Annotated in this window: 16 protein-coding genes; 4 read left to right on the top strand and 12 right to left on the bottom strand. The window is 35.7% G+C overall.

Features of this window, described 5'->3' with window-relative positions:
- Window positions 1-33: 33 nt before the first annotated feature.
- Both GIY83_RS10310 and GIY83_RS10305 read right to left on the bottom strand, forming a co-directional pair.
- Entirely contained in the window at window positions 34-1,596 is a 1,563-nt protein-coding gene (locus GIY83_RS10310; RefSeq protein ID WP_194614951.1) for a histidine kinase, read from the bottom strand.
- 630 nt (window positions 1,597-2,226) lie between these two features.
- Window positions 2,227-2,781, bottom strand: coding sequence for a GNAT family N-acetyltransferase (locus GIY83_RS10305; protein WP_194614950.1), 555 nt, complete (start codon window positions 2,779-2,781; stop codon window positions 2,227-2,229).
- 601 nt (window positions 2,782-3,382) lie between these two features.
- Here GIY83_RS10305 and GIY83_RS10300 point away from each other — a divergent pair.
- Entirely contained in the window at window positions 3,383-4,357 is a 975-nt protein-coding gene (locus GIY83_RS10300; protein WP_208686808.1) for a ribonucleotide-diphosphate reductase subunit beta, read from the top strand.
- Between the two features lie 77 nt (window positions 4,358-4,434).
- Complete coding sequence (locus GIY83_RS10295) at window positions 4,435-6,072, top strand: ribonucleoside-diphosphate reductase subunit alpha (RefSeq protein WP_370514264.1); 1,638 nt, start codon at window positions 4,435-4,437, stop codon at window positions 6,070-6,072.
- 557 nt (window positions 6,073-6,629) lie between these two features.
- Here GIY83_RS10295 and GIY83_RS10290 read toward each other — a convergent pair.
- The 9 genes from GIY83_RS10290 to GIY83_RS10250 form a co-directional block, all read right to left on the bottom strand.
- Window positions 6,630-7,844, bottom strand: a complete 1,215-nt coding sequence (locus tag GIY83_RS10290; protein WP_208686806.1) for a hypothetical protein — start codon at window positions 7,842-7,844, stop codon at window positions 6,630-6,632.
- Window positions 7,845-7,889: 45 nt separating this feature from the next.
- Entirely contained in the window at window positions 7,890-8,792 is a 903-nt protein-coding gene (locus tag GIY83_RS10285) for a DUF4625 domain-containing protein (RefSeq protein WP_229029281.1), read from the bottom strand.
- Between the two features lie 31 nt (window positions 8,793-8,823).
- Window positions 8,824-11,256, bottom strand: coding sequence for a TonB-dependent receptor (locus GIY83_RS10280; protein WP_229029279.1), 2,433 nt, complete (start codon window positions 11,254-11,256; stop codon window positions 8,824-8,826).
- A 7-nt stretch (window positions 11,257-11,263) separates the two neighbouring features.
- Window positions 11,264-11,737, bottom strand: a complete 474-nt coding sequence (locus GIY83_RS10275) for a DUF4625 domain-containing protein (RefSeq protein ID WP_194614945.1) — start codon at window positions 11,735-11,737, stop codon at window positions 11,264-11,266.
- A gap of 451 nt (window positions 11,738-12,188) precedes the next feature.
- The gene (locus GIY83_RS10270; protein ID WP_229029276.1) at window positions 12,189-12,506 is read right to left on the bottom strand and encodes a hypothetical protein; all 318 of its coding nucleotides are present in this window, start codon (window positions 12,504-12,506) and stop codon (window positions 12,189-12,191) included.
- Window positions 12,507-12,693: 187 nt separating this feature from the next.
- On the bottom strand, window positions 12,694-13,266 hold the full coding sequence (locus GIY83_RS10265; protein ID WP_194614943.1) for a Crp/Fnr family transcriptional regulator: 573 nt from the start codon (window positions 13,264-13,266) through the stop codon (window positions 12,694-12,696).
- A gap of 3 nt (window positions 13,267-13,269) precedes the next feature.
- The gene (gene ribB / locus GIY83_RS10260) at window positions 13,270-13,932 is read right to left on the bottom strand and encodes a 3,4-dihydroxy-2-butanone-4-phosphate synthase (RefSeq protein WP_208686800.1); all 663 of its coding nucleotides are present in this window, start codon (window positions 13,930-13,932) and stop codon (window positions 13,270-13,272) included.
- Window positions 13,933-14,220: 288 nt separating this feature from the next.
- Entirely contained in the window at window positions 14,221-14,787 is a 567-nt protein-coding gene (locus tag GIY83_RS10255; RefSeq protein WP_208686798.1) for a cysteine hydrolase family protein, read from the bottom strand.
- Window positions 14,788-14,862: 75 nt separating this feature from the next.
- Window positions 14,863-15,819: a GlxA family transcriptional regulator gene (locus GIY83_RS10250; protein WP_208686796.1), complete on the bottom strand. Its 957-nt coding sequence runs from the start codon at window positions 15,817-15,819 to the stop codon at window positions 14,863-14,865.
- Window positions 15,820-16,135: 316 nt separating this feature from the next.
- Here GIY83_RS10250 and GIY83_RS10245 point away from each other — a divergent pair, with 316 nt between their 5' ends.
- The gene (locus GIY83_RS10245) at window positions 16,136-16,591 is read left to right on the top strand and encodes a response regulator (RefSeq protein ID WP_208686794.1); all 456 of its coding nucleotides are present in this window, start codon (window positions 16,136-16,138) and stop codon (window positions 16,589-16,591) included.
- A gap of 68 nt (window positions 16,592-16,659) precedes the next feature.
- Window positions 16,660-20,025: a CheR family methyltransferase gene (locus tag GIY83_RS10240; protein ID WP_208686792.1), complete on the top strand. Its 3,366-nt coding sequence runs from the start codon at window positions 16,660-16,662 to the stop codon at window positions 20,023-20,025.
- Window positions 20,026-20,280: 255 nt separating this feature from the next.
- On the opposite strand, the gene GIY83_RS10235 is transcribed toward GIY83_RS10240, so the two are convergent.
- Window positions 20,281-20,529 (bottom strand): hypothetical protein, encoded by a 249-nt coding sequence (locus GIY83_RS10235; protein ID WP_208686790.1) that lies wholly within the window; start codon window positions 20,527-20,529, stop codon window positions 20,281-20,283.
- Window positions 20,530-21,006: the final 477 nt, after the last annotated feature.

Genomic DNA, 21,006 nt, shown 5'->3' with positions numbered 1-21,006 from the left:
GAGTGGCTTTTTTTCGGGAGTGAATGTTTTTTTTTATCCAATTAAAGGTAAAATGCAAGTAAAATCGCCATCTTTTTTGAAGGCTTTAAAATCGTCCTTACCGTAGTAATTATAAATACTTTGTAAGTATTTGTGACCAAACTTAGATTCTTTCCCGAAGTTTTGCTTTTCGTTTAAATTATTGGTAATAATTACAACGTTTTCGTTAATGCTAATTGTTATTTTTAATGGAGTTTCTTCAGAAGCAATATTATGTTTGATCGCATTTTCAACCGCAATCTGAAAAGCCAGATAAGGCACTTTTTTTGCCAGAAAGCTTTCATCTTCAATAGTGATCGTAAAGACGAATTCTCCAGTAAAACGGGTTTGCTGCAAAAAGATGTATTTTTCGATAAAAAGCAATTCTTCCTGAACCGTAACAATATTGTTAACAGGAGGATTTATAAGATACCTGTAAATTTTAGAAAGGTTTAATGTAAATTTCCGCGCCACGCCGGTATTATTTTCAATCAGCATATACAGCGAATTCAGCGAATTGAATAAAAAATGCGGATTAATCTGCTCCTTCAATTGCTGTAGCTGAATCAGGGCTTTCTCTTTATTAATCATTTCGTTTTCCAAGAGAAGCTTGTTTTTTTCCTGAGACAGGATTTCTTTCTCCTGAAAAGTTCTTCGGGTGAAAATGTTAAACAAATAAAAGAAGACAATTAATATAGCAGTGGTAATAATATAAATGAGATACGCATATTTTTTAACCGCATTTACATCTTCATTAGCAATTTCTCTCGGAAAGTTTACCGCGATATACCAATGTGTTCCTTTTACATTCAGACGTTTGGTATATCGTACAATATCCAAAAGCAAATATTCCGAAGGCGCAATTCGTTTGCTGAATCCTTCTTTTTTAGCAAAAGTAGTATCCTGAGGTGCTATATTGGTAAGCTTAAAAATATTCTTTTTGAGTAATTTTATTTCAGGATGATAAATGATCGTTCCCTTTTTATCGAAAACAAAAGCATAATTGGGCGCTTTCTGGTCAATAGTCGAGAAATAAGACTGAAGAGACTGCAGATCTATATCATAGCCGTATCGAACCACAGTACCATTCGCAGCGATGTATTTATAATAAATACGCCAAAAAAAGTTTTCAGAATCGTCAACAATAGAATTAGATTGTTTTAAGTCTTTGTTTTTAGTACCAAAATCCTTTATAGAAGTTTTTAAAGCAGGGCTGTTTTTAGAACTTGTAAATTCGATTTGTTTGTCATTAATCTCAAACCAGTTGTTTTTGACAAGACTATCATTGGCATGAATAGTACTTAAAACTTTTAGATTATCAGATAAGTTTTTAGCATTGCTGATATCAACAATTCGTTTTAGTTCGTTTTTGGTCTCTAAAAAGCGGGTTAATTCCTGCGCAATGACTTCCTGTTTTTTTACAAAGCTTCGCTGTGAACTTTCGGCATTTGATTTTTCGGTAACCTCGGTCATTAAACCACTCAGTATATAAATAGAAAGCAGCGTAAGAACAATGAAAATGATTCCTAAAATGAAGAAGTTCCTGCCGGAAAAGGTATTTTTTAATGTAAATTTCAAAGTGTAATAAAAAAAAAATTAAGGAGCATTGAAGTCCTTAATTGTAATAGGGTAATAAATTTTTTCGTGTGCAAATATAAAACTTTTTGACTGATACACTTTGAGTTATGAAATCTTAACACATATTTCGGGTAGTCGTTTAGTAAAAATCTTGTTAAGAGAGAAAAGAGGTTGAAATTGTTTCAAGTTTCAGGTTTCAGGTTTGAAAAGTGAATGGAAGTACTTTATCATTTTACCGCAAAGGGCGCAAGATTTTTTACTAAGCAAGGTTTTATAAAAACGCATCCCGAAGCCTCGGGACGCAAAGCTTTGTGTTTAAACTTTGTATTTGCTAATGTTTGTAAACTTAATTTTTAAGTTGCAATGTTTTAATCTCGCAAAGACGCAGGGGCGCAAAGTTTTTTAAGCTTATGTTCTTATTTTAGAGTTAATTAAATACTATTAAAACACAGACTTTGCATCCTTGCGCCTTTGCGAGATTATTCCAGCCCAGTAAAAAAAACTTGAGCAGTCGGTAGCAAAAATTGATATGCTTCGAAAATACTTTGCGAACTTTGCGTATAACTTTGCGCTCTTTGCGGTAAAATGACAAAGTATTCTCATTTCAACCCTGAAACCTGAAACAAAAAACTAAGAAATCTGTAAATGTTCCAAAGTTTTTCCCACCAAAGTTTTCACTCCAACCACTTTAAAACCTAATTTTAAATAGAGTTTTTTCGCTCCGGGATTTCCTTCCTCAACCAATAAACCTAAAGTCTGTTTGTTTTTGGTTACAAATTCTTCAATCAAAAACTGCAATAGTTGAGAACCAATTCCTTTTCCCTGATGATTTGGACTTACGGCTAAAGAATCAATATAAAACTCTCCGCTTTGCGTTTCGTTTTCGGGACTAAAATCAGGATTGAAATTAAGACGAACATAATCAACAACAGGTTTTCGCAGTTCTTGTAGTTTTCCTCCATCATAAACAGCAACTGCACCAACAATTTCGTCGTTTTCTTCGGCTACAAAACAATTCTGATAAGAGTACTGATTGTTTTCAGATTCAACAAAATGAAGCAGGAAATAGTAAGCTGTTTTTGGATCCTTTTCATCAATAAATTTATATATAATTTGTTCCATTGCTAACAATAAATATTTGGCAATAGATTCTGAATCGTCAATTGTTGCTTTTCTAATAATCATGATTTCTTATTTTAAGAGTACAAAATTACGGTAAGTTTTAAATATTAATCCTTTTCATTAAAATAATGCGAAAAATAGTGTTGATTTTTGGATTTTAGATAAAAATAAGAAAATCTAAAGGATTCGTTTTGTTAATATAAATCACTTAAAATCAAAAAGTTATTTATTTTTAAGAGTAGAAAGATGAGCAAATAATGGTATAAAAAGAACAAGACTGAAAATGTTCTTGCCGGACGAAATTATTTTTAATAAAATGATAAAAACGTATGAAAAAAGCTACTTTTTTTAAGTCGATTGTTGATAACTGTTTTTTTTGAAATGGATATCGACTTCCTTTTTTATGTTGATAACTCTATTTAGATTTATTTTAAATAGCTGATGTTTTGGGTGTTACGGAATATTTTAAGGCTGTTGATAAAATGTAAATTTCTGATCGATTTTAAGAGGCTTTCGGCTGTTGATAATTGGATGGTTTTTTAACATCAAAAGGTGGTTGAAAGAAGAACTGTGGGTTAATTTTGTATTTATAGAATATCGTTTAAACTCCCCCAATAAACGAATCATTTTTATTCTGAATAAGTCACCATTTAATACTATACATATGTCTATTTTCGATAAAAGAATCAACTATAAACCTTTTGAATATCCAGAAGTGTTACAATTTACTGAAGCCATCAATAAAGCGTATTGGGTGCATACCGAAGTCGATTTTACTGCTGATACTCAGGATTTTCATTCGCATTTGAATGCCGCCGAAAAAACAGCCATCAAAAATAGTTTATTGGCCATTGCACAAATAGAAGTAGCCGTAAAAAGTTTTTGGGGTAATATTTATGAGCATTTCCCAAAACCGGAATTCAACGGATTAGGAAGTACTTTTGCTGAATGTGAGTTCAGGCATTCTGAGGCATATTCGCGCCTTTTGGAGGTTTTAGGATATAATGATGAATTCGAAAAACTTATGGAGATTCAGGTGATCCGCAAACGTGTAGATTATCTTTCGAATGTATTAAAAGATACAAAATCGCAAGACAATAAAAAGTACGTGGTTTCGCTGATATTATTCAGTATTCTAATCGAAAATGTATCACTTTTCAGCCAGTTTGCGATTTTATTGTCGTTTACAAGATTTAAAGGATATATGAAAAATGTGAGCAATATTATCGCATGGACTTCTATAGACGAACAAATTCATGCCAATGGCGGAATTTATATTGTAAACAAAATACGCGAAGAATTCCCGGATTATTTTGATGAGGAAACTTTAACGCTTATCAGGGAAACGGTTAAGGATTCTATCAACGTTGAAGCCGATATATTAGACTGGATTTTTGAAGATGGTGAAATCGAAACAATCAAAAAAGCAGATTTGGTAAACTTCATGAAATTCAGATTAGACGAAAGTCTGACTCAGATCAATATTCCAACCATATTTAATGTTCCTGCAGAAGATTATAAAGCAATGGCATGGTTCGAGGAAGAAGTTTTTGCCAACAGCCTTGATGATTTCTTTGCGAAAAGACCGGTAGAATATACCAAACACGACAAAAGTATTACGGCAAACGACCTTTTCTAAAACAGCAAATTACAATTATGAATACAATAGATACAATTTCAGGAAACAGCGCTCCGCTAAGCGAAGCAGACAATAAAATGTGGTGGAAAAACTCTGAAAGTGAGCAAATTTTAAATCGTGGATATCTTTTAAAAGGTGAAACCGTAGAAGGGGCAATTGACAGAATTTGTACCGCTGCTGCAAAAAGATTGTACAAACCTGAGTTAAAAGAGTCTTTTGTAGAAATGATCGAACGCGGCTGGATGAGTATCAGCTCGCCAGTTTGGGCCAATATGGGAACAGAACGCGGTTTGCCAATTTCTTGTTTTAATGTTCACGTTCCAGATGAAATCGAAGGAATTACACATAAATTGGGTGAAGTAATCATGCAGACCAAAATTGGCGGAGGAACTTCAGGCTATTTTGGAGAATTGCGCGAAAGAGGAAGTGCCGTAACCGATAACGGAAAGAGTAGTGGAGCGGTAAGTTTCATGAAACTTTTTGATACGACGATGGATACGATTTCGCAAGGTGGCGTTCGTAGAGGGGCTTTTGCAGCTTATTTAGACGTAGATCACCCGGATATCGAAGAATTTTTGAAGATAAAAAGCATCGGAAATCCAATCCAGAACTTGTTTACCGGAATTTGTGTACCGGATTACTGGATGCAGGAAATGATTGATGGTGATGCAGATAAAAGACAAGTTTGGGCTAAAGTTCTGGAAAGCCGTCAGCAAAAAGGATTGCCTTATATCTTTTTTAGTGACAATGTAAACAAAAACAAGCCACAAGTTTATAAAGACAAAAACCTGCGTATCAACGCAAGTAATTTATGCAGCGAAATCATGTTGCCATCGAGCTTTGATGAATCGTTTATTTGCTGCCTTTCGTCAATGAACCTGGAACTTTACGAAGAATGGAAAGATACTGAAGCAGTAAAACTGGCGATCTTTTTCCTTGATGCGGTTTTACAGGAATTCATCGAAAAAACAGAAGGGAATTATTATCTGGCAGCAGCGAATCGTTTTGCAAAAAGACACCGCGCACTAGGATTAGGGGTTTTAGGATGGCATTCGTATTTGCAAAAAAATATGATTCCGTTTGAAGGTCTTGAAGCCAAAATGAAAACCACAGAAATTTTCAAACATATCAGTGATAAAGCCGATAAGGCAACTCAGGATTTGGCCAGAATTTATGGCGAACCGGAGTTATTAAAAGGATACGGAAGACGTAATACCACAACAATGGCAATTGCGCCAACGACTTCATCATCGGCTATTTTAGGGCAAACTTCACCGGGAATTGAACCCTTTAGCAGTAATTACTATAAAGCAGGTTTGAGTAAAGGTAATTTTATGCGTAAAAATAAATACCTAAAAACCTTATTAGAAGAAAAAGGCCTTGATAACGAAGAAGTCTGGAGAGAAATCATGCTAAATGGCGGAAGCGTTCAGCACATGAGTCAGTTGAGTCAATTAGAGAAAGATGTCTTTAAAACCTTTAAAGAAATCAGTCAGTTAGAGATTGTGCAACAAGCTTCAATCCGTCAGAAATATGTAGATCAGGGACAAAGTATCAACTTAAATATCCCATCGGATTTACCAATTAAGGATGTAAACCGTTTGCTTATCGAAGCATGGCAATTAGGAATCAAGAGTTTGTATTACCAACGCAGCCAAAGTGTATCTAAAGAATTGGTTACGAGTTTGGTGACTTGTAGTAGTTGCGAATCATAAAAAGTAAAGGCTGTCTAATTTTGACAGCCTTTTCGTTTTTTTTTGGCCCGCGGATTATTCGGGTTTAGCGGGTTTTCGCTGGTTTTTTTGGGTTTGGGGATCTTTGTCAAAGTTAGTCAGCGCATTTTTGTCATCTCGACGGAGGAGAGATCACACTAGAAATGCCACAAAGAAAATCACCACAAAGTTTGTCATCCCGATCCCGAAGCTTCGGGAGAGGGATCTCCGCGAGAAATTCGACAAAGAATGTTAACACAATCTTGTAACCACAATCTTGTCATCTCGACGGAGGAGAGATCACACTAGAAATGCCACAAAGAAAATCACCACAAAGTTTGTCATCCCAAGGAACGAGGGATCTCCGCAAGAAACTAACACAAAGTTTTGCTTGGATTGTCGAGCTACTTGTGGAGATCCCTCGTTCCTCGGGATGACAAAAAAACGGGCTACTTTCTTGACTTAAAAAACATCGTTGCTTCGTTCAACGCAATGACAAGTAAGAAAAAAAAAGACTGCCCTTTTACAGACAGTCTTTCTCAAAATAAAAAAAACAAAAACTAATGATCTTTACTATTTTCAAAGCCCAAAAGAGTAATCGTGTAAGGTGTATTCGAAACCTTTATTTTCTTTTCAATTTTCATATTAGACAAATTCAATTGCAATAATTCTCCGGTTGATGGAGAAGTGATGTACGCAAAATTCTCTGTTAACTGAATTTGTGTTTTCGAGGCTGCATCGCTTGCTGTTTCCGGAATTACTTTTCCTTCTTTTTCAACTTGCAAACTGGTCAGGTCGAATAATTTGAATTCGCCTGAAAACAGCAGAATCCCTAATTTACTGGTATTGTAGCTTACTTTACATTGCATAATACTAGTGCTTTGCAAAATTGGTTTGATCGTTCCGGATGTAACATCAATTAAATAAGCACCTTTTGCGGCGGTATATCCTATAAATTTTCCTTTGGCTTTCGTTTCTAAAATGGTTCCAAACCAGGCACTTCCAAAGTCTTCCGGAAGCGCAATTAATTTTTGTTTTCCTGAACTTTCTACTACAAGCACGCCGCTTGCTGAACCAAAAACCGCGTAAGTTCCGTCAGAAGCATTTCCGTGGATTCCTTTTGTTGCAATAGTAGATTCAAAAAGCGTTTTACCTGTATTGTCGATAATTTTTACTTTTTCAGGCAATGTTCCCGCAACTGAATTGTCTTTTTGGGTAATGGCGTAAGTTCCGTTTAAGAAAGTCGCCATAGCGCCGTGATGCGCCAATAAACCTGCATTTATTACTTTAAATTTAGCTCCGGCTGTATTGATCTCCGATTCCTTGGCAACCGATAAAGTTCCGTCTCCGTCATTGAAAGTGAGTAATTCTCCAATTTTACTTTTAAAATGCGTTGGCAAAGGCGATTGTCCTGTTAAGGTACCAAATTTAGGGATTCCGTCTACATCAACGTGATCACCGTGACTTTCGAATCCGCTGTCGAAAGTTTCAACCGTATTGTCTGCACGGTGAACAAGTCCCGCATAGCGACCGGATTCTGTGGTATAAAGTGATGACTTTGCAAATTTGGCATTAAAAGAAGTTATCGTAGCGTCAACCGGATTTACAAGCGTAATGGCGGTTGTTTTTTCATCAGACAATAATACTCTTAAAAATTTGTATTCAGAAAGGGTTTCTTCTGGCGTTTCGGTAGTATTGTCATCGTCATTGCTGCAAGAGACAGCAAAAGCGGATAAAGCAAATAAGAGAAGGAGTTTGAAATAATTGTTTTTCATGGTAAAAAGTGTTTAAATTAATTTAGGTTTTAAAAAATTTACAGATTAAAAATTAATGGTAATAGGCATTGATTTGTAGACGCTCAGATTATAAGAGGTATTTTTATAAAGTATGACCCAGTTGTATTGTCCGGATTGCCATGATTTATCTGCGGTTGTAGGGTTTCCTTCGGCATCTTTATCAGTGCCAACGACGATACCTTCACCACCCCAAACGTCATTGATTTTTTGCAGCGTCGTAATTTTTGAAGCCGCCGGAAGACCTGTATGTTCTACTTTTGAAATCACGATAACTTTTTTGAAATCAAGATTGTCAATACTTTCGGGATGGTAATTAAGGCTCTTTTTTATCAAAACAGAATATAGAATTCCGTCGCCCATAATCTGGCTTACTTGTGCATGCGCTGTGATTTTATCGTTCTTTTTGAAGATCAGTTCCGGTTCTGTCCATGTTTCCATATAATAAATAAGATCGTCATTTCGAGAAAGCATATCACGCCCAATTAACGGATCAGCAGGCATATTGGCAGGATCTGTAATGGTCATTTCTTCTTTGATTTCGAGTTGCGACCCGTTTTCATCCAGAACGATAAACGAGAAATCGAATTTACCTTCGGGAGCATCGGCAGGGATATTAAAATGCTTGTGTACATTGGTGTTTTTAGCTCCTTTATATTCTATAAATGACAATTCGAACTTCCAGTCTTTAGTATAAGTTTCACCTTTTTTAGGAAGGATTTTGATTTGTACATCGGCAATTTTATCACCGGCAATTACATCAGCGTTGAAATGGAAATCGCGGCCAATTAAGGCGCGTTTGTTATTCGCAGTTCCAATCTCAACATTCGTGGCTGTTGGTTTAGAAACTTCGTTATTATCGTCGTTATCACAGGCTGTAAATACAGCGGCGACAACAAAAAACAGCAGCAATAATTTTGCTTTTTTCATAAGGAATTGGGGTTTGTTAATTGAATTCATATTAAATTGATTTATGTATTAAAAAGGGAATTTTCACAGATAGAATAATATTTCGGCTTGCTTCAGGAAGTTCAATCAGCCTGTAAAAACTGGTATGATTGAGGTATTTTGCATTGAATAAATTCTGAACCTGAAGGCTAATGATAAAATCCTGTTGTCCCGCTTTTGCTTTGGTTCCCATTGCGAGATTGAATACGTTGCTGCTAGCCGTTTTTCTTTCGGGAGGAACAATCTGATTTTGTTGTGCGGTATAGCGATAATCAAGCGAGAAATAAGTGTCATTTAAGCCTTTAATTTCGGGATTATATGTCAGTCCAAACAAAACCGAAGCAGGCGGAGAGAAGGGAAGTGTATAGCCTTTTTTGCTCCCTGATAATTGTTCTGAATACAGATATTCAGCCAAAATCTCGCCGCTTAAATTTTTCAGGAATTGGTAACGTGTTTGCAATTCTCCGCCATAACGCATGACTTTACTTTGCTCATATTCAAATACCTGATTTCCGGCTCCGTAATAAATATCATGCTGTGAAGTAGGATTCAGGTAAATGTAATTGGGGAAATAATTGAAAAACGGACTCAGCTGCACCGACCATTTGTTTTGCTGCCAATCGATACCAAGATCTAATTGATACGAACGTTCTGCCGATAAATTGGGATCTCCTTTTTCAAACCTGAAATAATGATAATCCACCCCGTTTGAGGCCAGTTCTTTGGCAATGGGCATTCTAAAACTTGTTCCCAGATTAGCTTTAAGCGATAATTGTCCCGGAGTATAATTAACACCCGCTGACCAGTTGAAACTGTTGAATGTTCTTGTCAGGTTTTCTGAACGTTTTAAATACTCAGAACGAGTCTCGCCATTTTCTGTAATTTCGCTTTGAAACCAATCTGTATATTGTTTCATTTCGATTCGCCCATAATCCAGACGTACTGCGCCATGAAGCAGCCATAAATCATTGAGCTGATATTTATCGTAAACAAATAATCCGGCATTCGATTGTTTGAAAGCGGGAATCAGGAAACTCCAGCCATTAATTGTATTTTGCTGCTGTTCGCCGTTTATACCCATTGTAATTTGATGTTTTTGTATCGAAAACTCATCTTTAATAGCTACAGAAAAAACTTCCTTATCATATTGCCTTTCGAGATCTTTTGGCGCATACATATCTTCAGGATAAAGCGGTGGCATATAGCCATGATTGACATAATGACTCCATTCGCGACGGAAATTTTGCTGAAAACCCAATTGTGTTTCCAGTTTATGAGTTCCTATTGAAAATGAAGTGGTATTACTCATTTTAGTATGCGTCACTTCCTGATAAGGCATTAGAATATCACGGCTCGATTTGTCATGAAGGTCGGTGTCAACATTTCTTGGCTCTAGTCCGTGGGCATTGGCAAAAAAGCCGCTTTTGGTGTAAATATTACTTATATAGAAAACCGATTTAAATCGATCAGTAACGTAACCAACACTTCCGTGTAAATCGATTTCTTTTCCTGCGGTATTACGCAAATGATTTTTGTACAACGGCACGGCATAGTTGTACACATGTACGGTATCAGTAGGAACGCGGTAATCGCCATATTCCATCGCGGTGATTCGGGTATCGAAAAACCATTTTTCATTGCGGCCAAATAAATTAAACGATCCTCCAAATTGTTCGTTGTTGCTTTTTCCTGTAAAATCAGCGATTCCGCCCAAAACATTTTTAGAAGGAAAGGGGACAGGTTTTATATTAATAGCGCTGCCAATAGCATCAGATCCGTATAGGAATGAAGATGGCCCTTTGATAATTTCAACCCGATTTACGGCATATTGATCGATTTCTAAACCATGATCAGCGCCCCATTGCTGGCCTTCGTGTTTGATACCATTTTCTACCACAATCACCTGATTAAAACTCATTCCGCGAATCAGGGGTTTTGAACCTCCTGAACCAATAGAAATGGTTTTAACACCCGGAAGTCTTTGCAGCGATTGCATCAGGCTTCCGCCGAGATTGCGCTGAATAAAACTGCTGTTAACGGTTTCGATATTCAGAGATTCTGTCTTTTTTCGGCGTGCTTCATAGCTATCTGTAATCACAACTTCTTGCAATTGTTTTGCTTCGGGTTTTAAGAAAATAGGAGGCAGGGCATTTGAATTTTTCTCCAACGAAAGTTTTACTTCATAAAGCGAATAACCGGAATAACTCACTGTTAATCTGTTAGAATTTTTAGGGATTTGAGGAAAGAAAAAATGCCCTTGTTGATCTGTAAGCATACTTATAGCAGAAGGATAAAGGGTAACGATAGCGCCATCCAACGGTTTATGGCCGTCGGAAAATACGCTGCCGGATACAAGAACAGATTGCGCTGCAGCTTTTGTAACTATAGCAAAACAGCAAAGCAGCAGGAAAAAAGTCCGTAATCGATTCGGTTTATTTTCGTTCATCAATTCATTATAAAATCTTAATACTTAAGCCTTTAATGGTCTGCCAGCCTTCTTTATCGGTCAGGCGGATCATAAAATGATAATCGCCCGGATCAATATCGGTTGGGATCGTGATTTCCTGCACAGCTTCGTAATTTTTTTGTCCATCTGGAATTGTAACTGAATTGATGTACAACATAGGATTCACAGGCTTTTTGATAGGATCTGCAAGACAATTATTAACTTCGGTACTGTGCGTGTGATGGTCAAAATTGTGATGAATGTCGAGACTGTATGATCCCAAAGCAGCATTGTCTGTAAATTTTGCCCTAAAAGTAATTTTTTGTCCGCGGGTGATTTCGCTGCATTGTATCGGGAATGCATTCGAAGCCGAATTATCGATTACAGGATATTCGGTATCAATTTCGTTGTTGTCGCTGCTGCATGACGACAGAGCAAAAACACTTAGTAAAGCGACGACAAGAATTTTAGTTGGCTTCATTTTGTTGATTTTAAAAGGATTCATATGTAAAAAATTGAGTTACAAAAAAGCAGTCTACTGCGCAGAAAATCGCAGGAAATGGCACTTTACGGCATAACAAGACGACGCAAAAATTTTAGATTTTTAGACTTTAGATTTTTAGATTGTGGAATGTGAAATGTAAAAAGCAGGCGTGCGAAGTGCTGATTCAATTAGATTATTGAATTTAATGTGGTAGAAAATAATGGTCATACTATTCTTTTCGATCTGATTATAGACAATGTAGTTTTATTCCCCGAAAGGGAAAATTTTACATATCCAAATAGTAAAACGTGTTTCTAAGCAAGTTGTTGCAAGAAAAAACTAATAGTAATGATTAAGAAAAGTGAATTGCTTTTCGAACTTAAATTAGATTCTAAAACATACAAACGCACATCAATTCATAAAAATGAAATGATTACTTTTTATAGTTCTAGACAATAGGAGGTGCCCTTAATGAGAATAAAGAGCCTTTGAAAAATGGAGAATATGATTTTGAATAAAAATGTACAAAATGGATTATTGTACTGTTTTTATAAAATTGAAAGGTTACAAATGAGAAAGTACCAACAGGGCTAAATTTAAAATGACAAATAGCACATTCTTCGTTTGAATGGTCGTGTACTTTAAATTCGGTTTTAGAAGAATAATTGTAATGCTGAATGCATTTATGCGCCGCATTATGATTCTGTATGTGTTCATACGAATGTATTGCCGGAAATAGTATAGCAAATACTACTAGTAGCGGCATAAAAAGATTTAATATTTTAAAATTCTTTTTCATTCAGATGAATCGATATTGATAATGCAATATTGTTGCAAATATAAAATTCTTATTTATAAATGCAACATTGTTTCATTAAAAAAGTAGTAAATAGTTAGAATAAAGAATATAGAGTAAAGAATACAGAATTAAGAATTAATATTGATTTTTAACATCAAAACTTAGACTTCAATCTGCTTAGTGTTTCCTGCGAAACGTTGATGTACGACGCCACAATTTTATTTGGTAAACGTTTTACAATCGTCGGATTTATTTTTAGTAAAAGCTGGTATCGTTCGAGAGCATCCATGGTGGTAAACGACATCAATCTGTTGGTATTATTGACATAAGCTCTTTCTAAATAGCGACAATAAAATTGCATCCATTCCGGGATGGTTTGAAGTAAGTGATTAAAATCTTCATGAGTAATATACAATAGTTCCGATTTTTCGATCACTTGTATATATTCTGCCGAAGGGGCTTTGGTAATAAAACTTACTAACGCCGTAGCAATTTGGTTTTCGAAAGCAATATATCGGGTTACATCTTTTCCTTCTTCATTGATATAATAGATTCTCAGGCAGCCTTTGCCCACAAAATAAGTATTCTGACTGGTTTGTCCCGCTGAAACCAATAGCTCATTTTTATCGTGTTTTAGGGGCTTAAAATAAGATAAAATCGTATTGAGGCTTTCATCAGAAACCTCAATACGATTTTTTATATAATCACCAAGTTGCTCGTATATCATTTGTTACTTATAATCTCTCACAAATTTGCGGTAATAAATAATATCCTCAATAGACAATACTACCAAATCGTGTTCTTCTGCAAAGCTAATGATTTTGTCAAGTTTGGCCATACTGCCATCTTCATTCATTAACTCACACAAAACAGCCTCTGGTTGTAAACCTGCTAATTTCATTAAATCTACACTGCCTTCTGTATGTCCGTTTCGTTCGAGAACTCCGTTGTTTTTGGCACGTAAAGGGAAAATATGTCCGGGTCTGGCTAAGTCTGAGGCTTTTGCATTTACAGCACTTGCCGCTTTAATAGTGGTAATGCGATCTACTGCCGAAACTCCGGTTGTCACGCCTTCTTTGGCTTCGATAGTTATGGTAAACGGAGTCTGAAAACTGCTTGTGTTTTCCTTAACCATATAAGGCAATTCGAGTTCATCTGCTTTTTCGTTAGACAGACAAAGGCAGACAATTCCGCTGCATTCGCGAATCATCAGAGCCATATCTTTAATGCTCATATGTTGTGCCGGAAATATCAAATCACCTTCATTTTCGCGGTCTTCATCATCGGTTAATAAAATTCCTTTTCCGTTTTGCAGATGTTGTAGCGCGTTTTCTACACGTTGTACGCTTGTTAAACCAAATTTTTCTAAAGGATATGGTAGTGTGCCGATCATTTTGTTTTGGATATTTTAAATTAATGAGCAGCAAATCTAGAATTGTTTAAGATGCAAAAGTTTGATGTAGGTCAATAAAATGAGCTATTCTAGTTGGTTATGAATTTTAACCACAAATTACGCAAATTTTCGCAAATTATTTTTTTATGATTGCGCATAGACATTAGACTTTAGTATTGTTTTTATTTTTTTTAAGCTTAAAGATTGTAAAAAGAAATTTGCGGAAATTTGTGTAATTTGTGGTTAACTATTTTTAGCATTACAAAAGAAATTTGTGGCAAAAAACTCTTAAATTAATTCTAAAAGTCTTTTAGTATCGATTACTTCTGCGAATTCGTTGTGCAAACTTGCCAGGGATATTTGATGTACTAATTCCGAATCGTATTTTTCGCCGTTGATGCCAATTCGGTCGAAGGTTGCTGTCGCGTCAGAAATTAAGTAGACATCATAACCAAAATTTCCCGCCATTCTTGCCGTTGTCGAGACGCAATGATTCGTTGTTAAGCCCACAATAACAAGTGTTTTGATATTGAGATTGTCTAATCTTTCTTTTAAATCAGTTCCTATAAAAGCGCTGTTGACATTTTTTGTAATCACAGGTTCTCCGGTAATAGGTTTTACTTCGTCTTTGATTTCGAATCCCGGATGCGAAGCGTGCAGTTTTGAATCCGGATGCAGAGAACTATGCACAATATGAAAAATGGGCAATTTTAATGTTCTCCATTGCCCGAGAATCTGAGCCATTTTGGTTTCGGCATCTTTATTATTTCGGTTTCCACCCCAATGGTTTTCTTCATTAAAACCCTTCTGAACATCAATTAAAATCAGGGCTGTATTTTGGTCTCTAAGTTTCATCTTTTTATAAATTAGATTGTTATAGGCAAATTTACCTTTCTATTAAAGATCAAAAAAGGACAAACGATAGTCGTTTTAAGACCAGCAGTTTTTGATTTCACTAGGTAAGGCGTCAAGATAACTTTCGAGAATAACCCTTAATTGTTTGGAGGTTTTATAACCGCATAAATGGGCAATATGTTCTATTTTATAATCAGAATTAAGGAGTAAACTTTTAGCCTTTTCGATCCGTAGTTTGGTTCGATATTCTGCGATGGTGATTCCGGTTTGTTTTTTGAAAATTCGTGTCAGGTTTCTGGGGCCAATGTGAATCAATTCGGCTAAAAAATCGATTGTAGACGTTTTTTCCAAATTCGAAATAATCCAATCCTGAATGATATGAATCTTTTCGTCGCGATGATTTCGGTTTTGCAAATACACGCTTTCCTGTTCGTCATTGCCATGCCTTCTTTTATAGACTACCAATTCTTTTGCAATCGTAGCTGCGGTTTCTTTGCCATGGCGCTGTTCGATGATATGCAGCGCAAGATCAATTCCCGTTATAATTCCGGCGCTCGTATAAATAGTTCCCGATTGGGTAAACAAAGTATTATTTTGAGTTTTGGCAAGCGGAAAATCTTTTTTGAGCTTATCTACCAATTTCCAGTGTGTCGTACATTCTTTATGGTCTAAAAGTCCGGCTTTCGCCAAAAGAAAAGCGCCTGAACAAATACTGCAAATTGTAGTTTGATTAGCATTTAATTGTTGAAGCCATTCAAAAAACAAAGCGTCTTCAGCATTCAGATCGATCTGGTGCGTACTGCTTCCCGAAATAAAAACAAGATCATTTTCTTTTGGATTTGTTTTAGAAAAATGGGTTAACGATGCAAACTCTAGCCCCGAAGATGAAACTACAGAAGACTGGCTGCTAATAAATTGAAGCTCATATTGAAATCCTAAACCAATTGCTTCCTGAAAAACTTCGACAACACCGCTTAAGTCAAGAAGTGTGACTTGTTTAGGAATGTAAAAATATATGATTGTTTTTGTCATTGGCACAATCTCTTGGCTATTTCATTTTGCATAACACAAAAATAAGCCATTAATTTCATTTTAAGCTTATTTGTAGTGGAGCGTTCCTTCTTTCTTAAAAAAATAAAAAAATATTTATGTAGGTAAAAGACTATTTATATGTAGATATAATACAAGTGTGTAAAAGTAAATTAAACTCAATATTATCAATGATTTAAGTGTATTAATAGCTATTTTTTAAACAAATTGATAATCTTATTGATAAAATGTTAAGTTAATCAAAGCTAATTCTTCATTCCAATTTATTTAAGCGTACATTTGAATCTAACGCGACCCAATGATGAATACTCAAAAGAATATAAAGATTTTACTTACCGATGATGATGAAGACGATAGAGATTTTTTTGCAGAAGCTCTGGAAGATCTTGATCTCGATTATCCAATCGAATTTTGTAAAAATGGTGTAGAACTTCTCGATCGTCTTTATGATACCAGTTTGGGTATTCCGGATATCATTTTCTTAGACCTGAATATGCCTATTTTATCCGGTTTTGAGACCTTACAGCAAATTCGCGAAGATGCTAAGTTTAAAGATATTCCGGTTATTGCTATTTACTCAACATCTGCAACTGCAGATGGTGTCAAAAGCACTTTCGGATTAGGTGCGAACGCTTACGTGGTAAAACCTATTGCTTTTAGTGATTTAAAGAAATTATTAAAAAAGGTGATCGAAACAGATTGGAAAGAAAAATTAGCAGATGCAAAAATTGAATCTTTCGTTATTACAGTTTAGTAAAAAAATATGCAGTTTTAATATTATGCATTGATTTATAATTACTTAAATATTTAAAAATTGAAATCATGCATAAGCAAAAGAACAATTTACCCAAGGCTACCCGCCAGGATTTTCCCATAGTTGGTATTGGTGCTTCTGCAGGAGGATTAGAGGCTTTTAGACAATTTATTGAAGCCATTCCTGCTGATTCTGAAATGGCCTACGTCATTGTGCAGCATTTGCATCCGCTGCATGACAGTATGCTTACAGAGCTGCTTTCGCGTGTTTCCAAAATTCCAATAAACGAAATTACCGATGATATTCATTTGGCTCCCAATACTATATATGTTATTCCGGAGAATAAAATGCTTACTTCTTTTGATGGTGTTTTAAAATTGAACCCAAGAGAAAAGGACACTAAAAATCAGGCAATAGATGTGTTTTTTAATTCATTGGCGGAGGTGCATCTTGACCTTGCCTATGGCGTATTGCTTTCAGGAAACGGATCTGACGGAACAATTGGTCTTAAAGCGATCAAAAAACACGGCGGAATTACTTTTGCCCAGGATATTGAAGCGGCTAACAACGAAATGCCTCAAAACGCTATTAATGCCGGAGTAGTAGATTATGTGCTATCGCCAGGTAAGATTGTACAGAAATTGATCGAACTATCAAAAGCCAGAGATCAGATTAGCGAAGAAAACGATCCCGATGACGAAGAAGTATTTCAGGAAATTATCAAAATTTTACGCCATCATAGCGGTGTAGATTTTACTTATTACAAACAAACTACCATACGTAGACGCATTGCTAGAAGAATGGCTTTGAATAAAATCGTAAGTTTAAGAGATTATCTAAAAGTACTTCAGGGCGATAAACTGGCGCCAGAAGATTTGTTCAACGATTTATTGATTCCTGTGACTGAATTTTTTAGAGATACCAAGATATTTCAAATAATGAGAGAAAAAGTTTTTCCCTTATTAACCAACAGAATAACCGAAGGAAACGCCATACGTATCTGGATTGCAGGATGTTCTACAGGAGAAGAAGCCTATACTTTGGCAATTGCGCTTCATGAGTTTTTAGGCGAAAATCTGGAGGGAAAAGAAATTCAGATTTTTGCTTCGGATATTTCTGAAGTGGCGATAGCCAAAGCACGAATTGGGTTTTACAGAAAATCGCAAATGCGAAATGTTTCTGAAACCATCCTGACCAAATATTTTACCGCCAATACAAACGGTTACAAAATTAAAAGTCAAATTAGGGATTTATGCATTTTTGCAGTACATAATTTTCTAACTGATCCGCCTTTTGCCAAAATGGATCTGATTACGTGTCGAAATGTATTCATTTACATGGATTCGTTTTTGCAGAAAAAATCGCTGGCTACTTTTCATTACGCCTTAAAAGAAAACGGATTTTTACTTTTAGGAAAATCAGAAACTGCTGTTCCTGCCGCTGAACTTTTTCAGCCATTCGAGAAAGCGGGAAAAATTTATACCCGTAAACAGGTTTCAGGCCGATTGGTACATTCCGGTATGGGAGGCAATGATAAATTGAAAACCTTAAAAGCCGATATTCAACGAAAAGAAATCGTCAAAGAAGACTTTAGAAAAAGCGCCGAAGCACTCTTGATTTCTAAATATACTCCTGCCAGTGTTATTGTAAACGAGCAAATGGACATTGTACATATAAATGCTTCTATATCCGAATTTATTGAACTTTCGACAGGAAAACCTACGTTTAATTTGCTAAAAATGACCAAGGAAGGTTTGGCATTTGAACTACGAAATACCTGGCATAAAGCCAAAGAAACGGGAGCTTTGGTCAAAAAAGAAGGAATTCAGGTTAAAAATAAAGGCACTATTAGCGAAGTTTCTATTGAAATTCATCCCTTAGAAGATACTTCAGAACCTTACTTTTTGGTTTTGTTTTATAAAACCGTTGTTCGAAAAGAAGATGTAATTTCGAATCAGTTTACGGCAGAAGAACTACGCGAAAATACTAATTTGAGAAGGATTGCGCAACTCGAGAAAGAACTGGCCAAAATTCATGACGATGTAAACGCCATTAGCGAAGAGCAGGAAGCATCTAACGAAGAACTGCAAAGCGCCAATGAGGAATTATTGAGTGGGAGCGAGGAACTGCAAAGTCTGAATGAAGAACTGGAAACCTCAAAAGAAGAATTGCAATCCAGTAACGAAGAGCTTTTGCAGATTAATCAGGAACTCCTGAACAAACAACAGCAAATAAATATATCTAAAAATTATACTGAGGCCATTGTAGCGACTCTTAGAGAACCTATTGTAGTGCTGGACACCAATTTAAGGATAAAAAATATCAACAGGGCATTTTCTAAAAAATACAATATTACCAAGGAAGAAGCCACCGGAAAACTAATTTACGAAATACAAAATCATCTTTTTGATAATATCCCGATGCGTGCCATGCTCGAAAAAGTATTGCCCGAAAAAACGCAGCTTGATGATTATCAGATCTCGGTAAATTTATTGCCTTACGGCGAAAGTGTCATGCTTTTAAATGCCAGACAAGTAACCAATGAAACCAGTAAAGAACAATTGATTTTACTGGCAATTGAAGATATTACCGAACGCAGAATTATCGAAAAAAGACTGCAGGTATTATCAAGTGGTTTTGAAGCAAAAGTAGAGGAACGCACTACCGATTTGCTTACAGCGAATCAAGAACTCGAAAGTTCTGTTAAGAATTTGCACGGCGCTAATGTGCAGCTGCAGGAATATGCCTATGTGGCCAGTCATGATTTGCAGGAACCTTTGCGTAAAATATTGATGTTCATAAGCCGATTGCTGGAAATGAATGAAGATTTTTCTGCTGAAGCTCTTACTCTAGTCGAAAAAATCAGCAAATCTTCGATAAGAATGAATACGCTCATTAAAGATTTACTGGCTTATTCTTATCTTAACAACCCTGACAGACTGTTTGCAGTAACAGATCTAAATGTTATTATAGCTGATATTCTGGTTGATTTTGAGTTAATGATTGAAGAACGCGATCTTGAGATAAAAGTAGGTGAATTGCCTGTTATCAATGCGATTCCGCTACAGATGAACCAGCTTTTTTATAATTTAATAAGCAATGCTCTTAAGTTCTATAAAAACGACGGTTCAAGCTCTAAAGTCGAAATCAATTCGCATAAAATGACTGCCAGTGAGATTAAAAAATTTCCAACCTTGGATCCTACTTTAACCTACTGCGAAATCATCATAAAAGACAACGGCATAGGTTTTAACAAACAATACGAGAATAAAATTTTTACCATTTTCCAAAGGTTACACAACAACGAAGTTTACACCGGAACCGGAATTGGCCTCGCCATTGGCAAAAAAATCGTAGAAAACCACAAAGGCATTATTTTCTCAAAAGCCGAAGAAAATATTGGCGCTGAGTTTCATATTATTTTGCCGGTTTAAGAGTTTACAATTTATTTAATTAATGAAAAGACGATATGCTGAAAGGTATATTGTCTTTTTTTTAATCTATTTTACCATGTAATAACAGTCATTCACTAAAACCCGTATTTATACGTATTGCTTAATCTTTCTTTATTGTTATATATTTCAAAACCCTATCGCCCGCGATATTAATATTACCAAGACACAATAGTGCATATTTGCAATTCGTGCCCGCAAAGGATATCACAATATAGTAAGAACGATAATCTAAAATCACTTTAATATTGGAACAGGCACGGATTGCAAATTATAAATTTGCGAAACCTGTTGCTCTGAAAGAGCCTCAGCAATAGCATGGTGAGAAGCACTACGAATAAAAAACGATTGTAATTTTAAGCCCTGAAAGGGCGGAAGCCTAATTTCAAAAAGCACATTTACTTTACATGATGTTCTCCTGGAAAACACCTTTTTCTTTGCCTCTTTATGCTCTATTTTCTTTTGCCCTTTCAAGGCAATTTCCACTTTTGATTTAATTCGTAGTGCGTTGCACTACGCTATTGCTTTTAGGACTTTCAGCCCATTTTTAAAAGTTTGGCACACTCATGATTGCAAATCCGCGCTATATTTACGTTTAGCATTCCTTTTTGCAGAAGCGTTATTCCTTTTATTTTTTTTCTTTAGAAAAATAAAAGATATAGTCCCGTCCCGAAGTTTCGGGATCGGGCAATGTCATTAAGTTAAGCTTTAAAAGAATAAAAATTATTGCAAATCAAATCCGCTTTTATCCGCGTTTTTACGAAGTAAATCTGTTTTATCCGTGTCAAAATTAGACGCTGATTGTACTGTCCCAAGACTTCGGGAGCTAAAGCGAAAACGCTGATAAAACGGATTTTTCTAATTGCTTTCTTGATTAACTGTTAAGTGATTTTATAGATTTCTCCTTAACTTAATGACATTGAGCTTCGGGAGCTGGATAAAGCTCCTAATAAAACCCACAAG

It is taken from the genome of Flavobacterium sp. SLB02, from assembly GCF_009664855.1.
GTDB lineage: Bacteria > Bacteroidota > Bacteroidia > Flavobacteriales > Flavobacteriaceae > Flavobacterium.
Note: the sequence above shows the minus strand (reverse complement) of the source record. Positions and strands in the feature narration are given on the sequence as shown.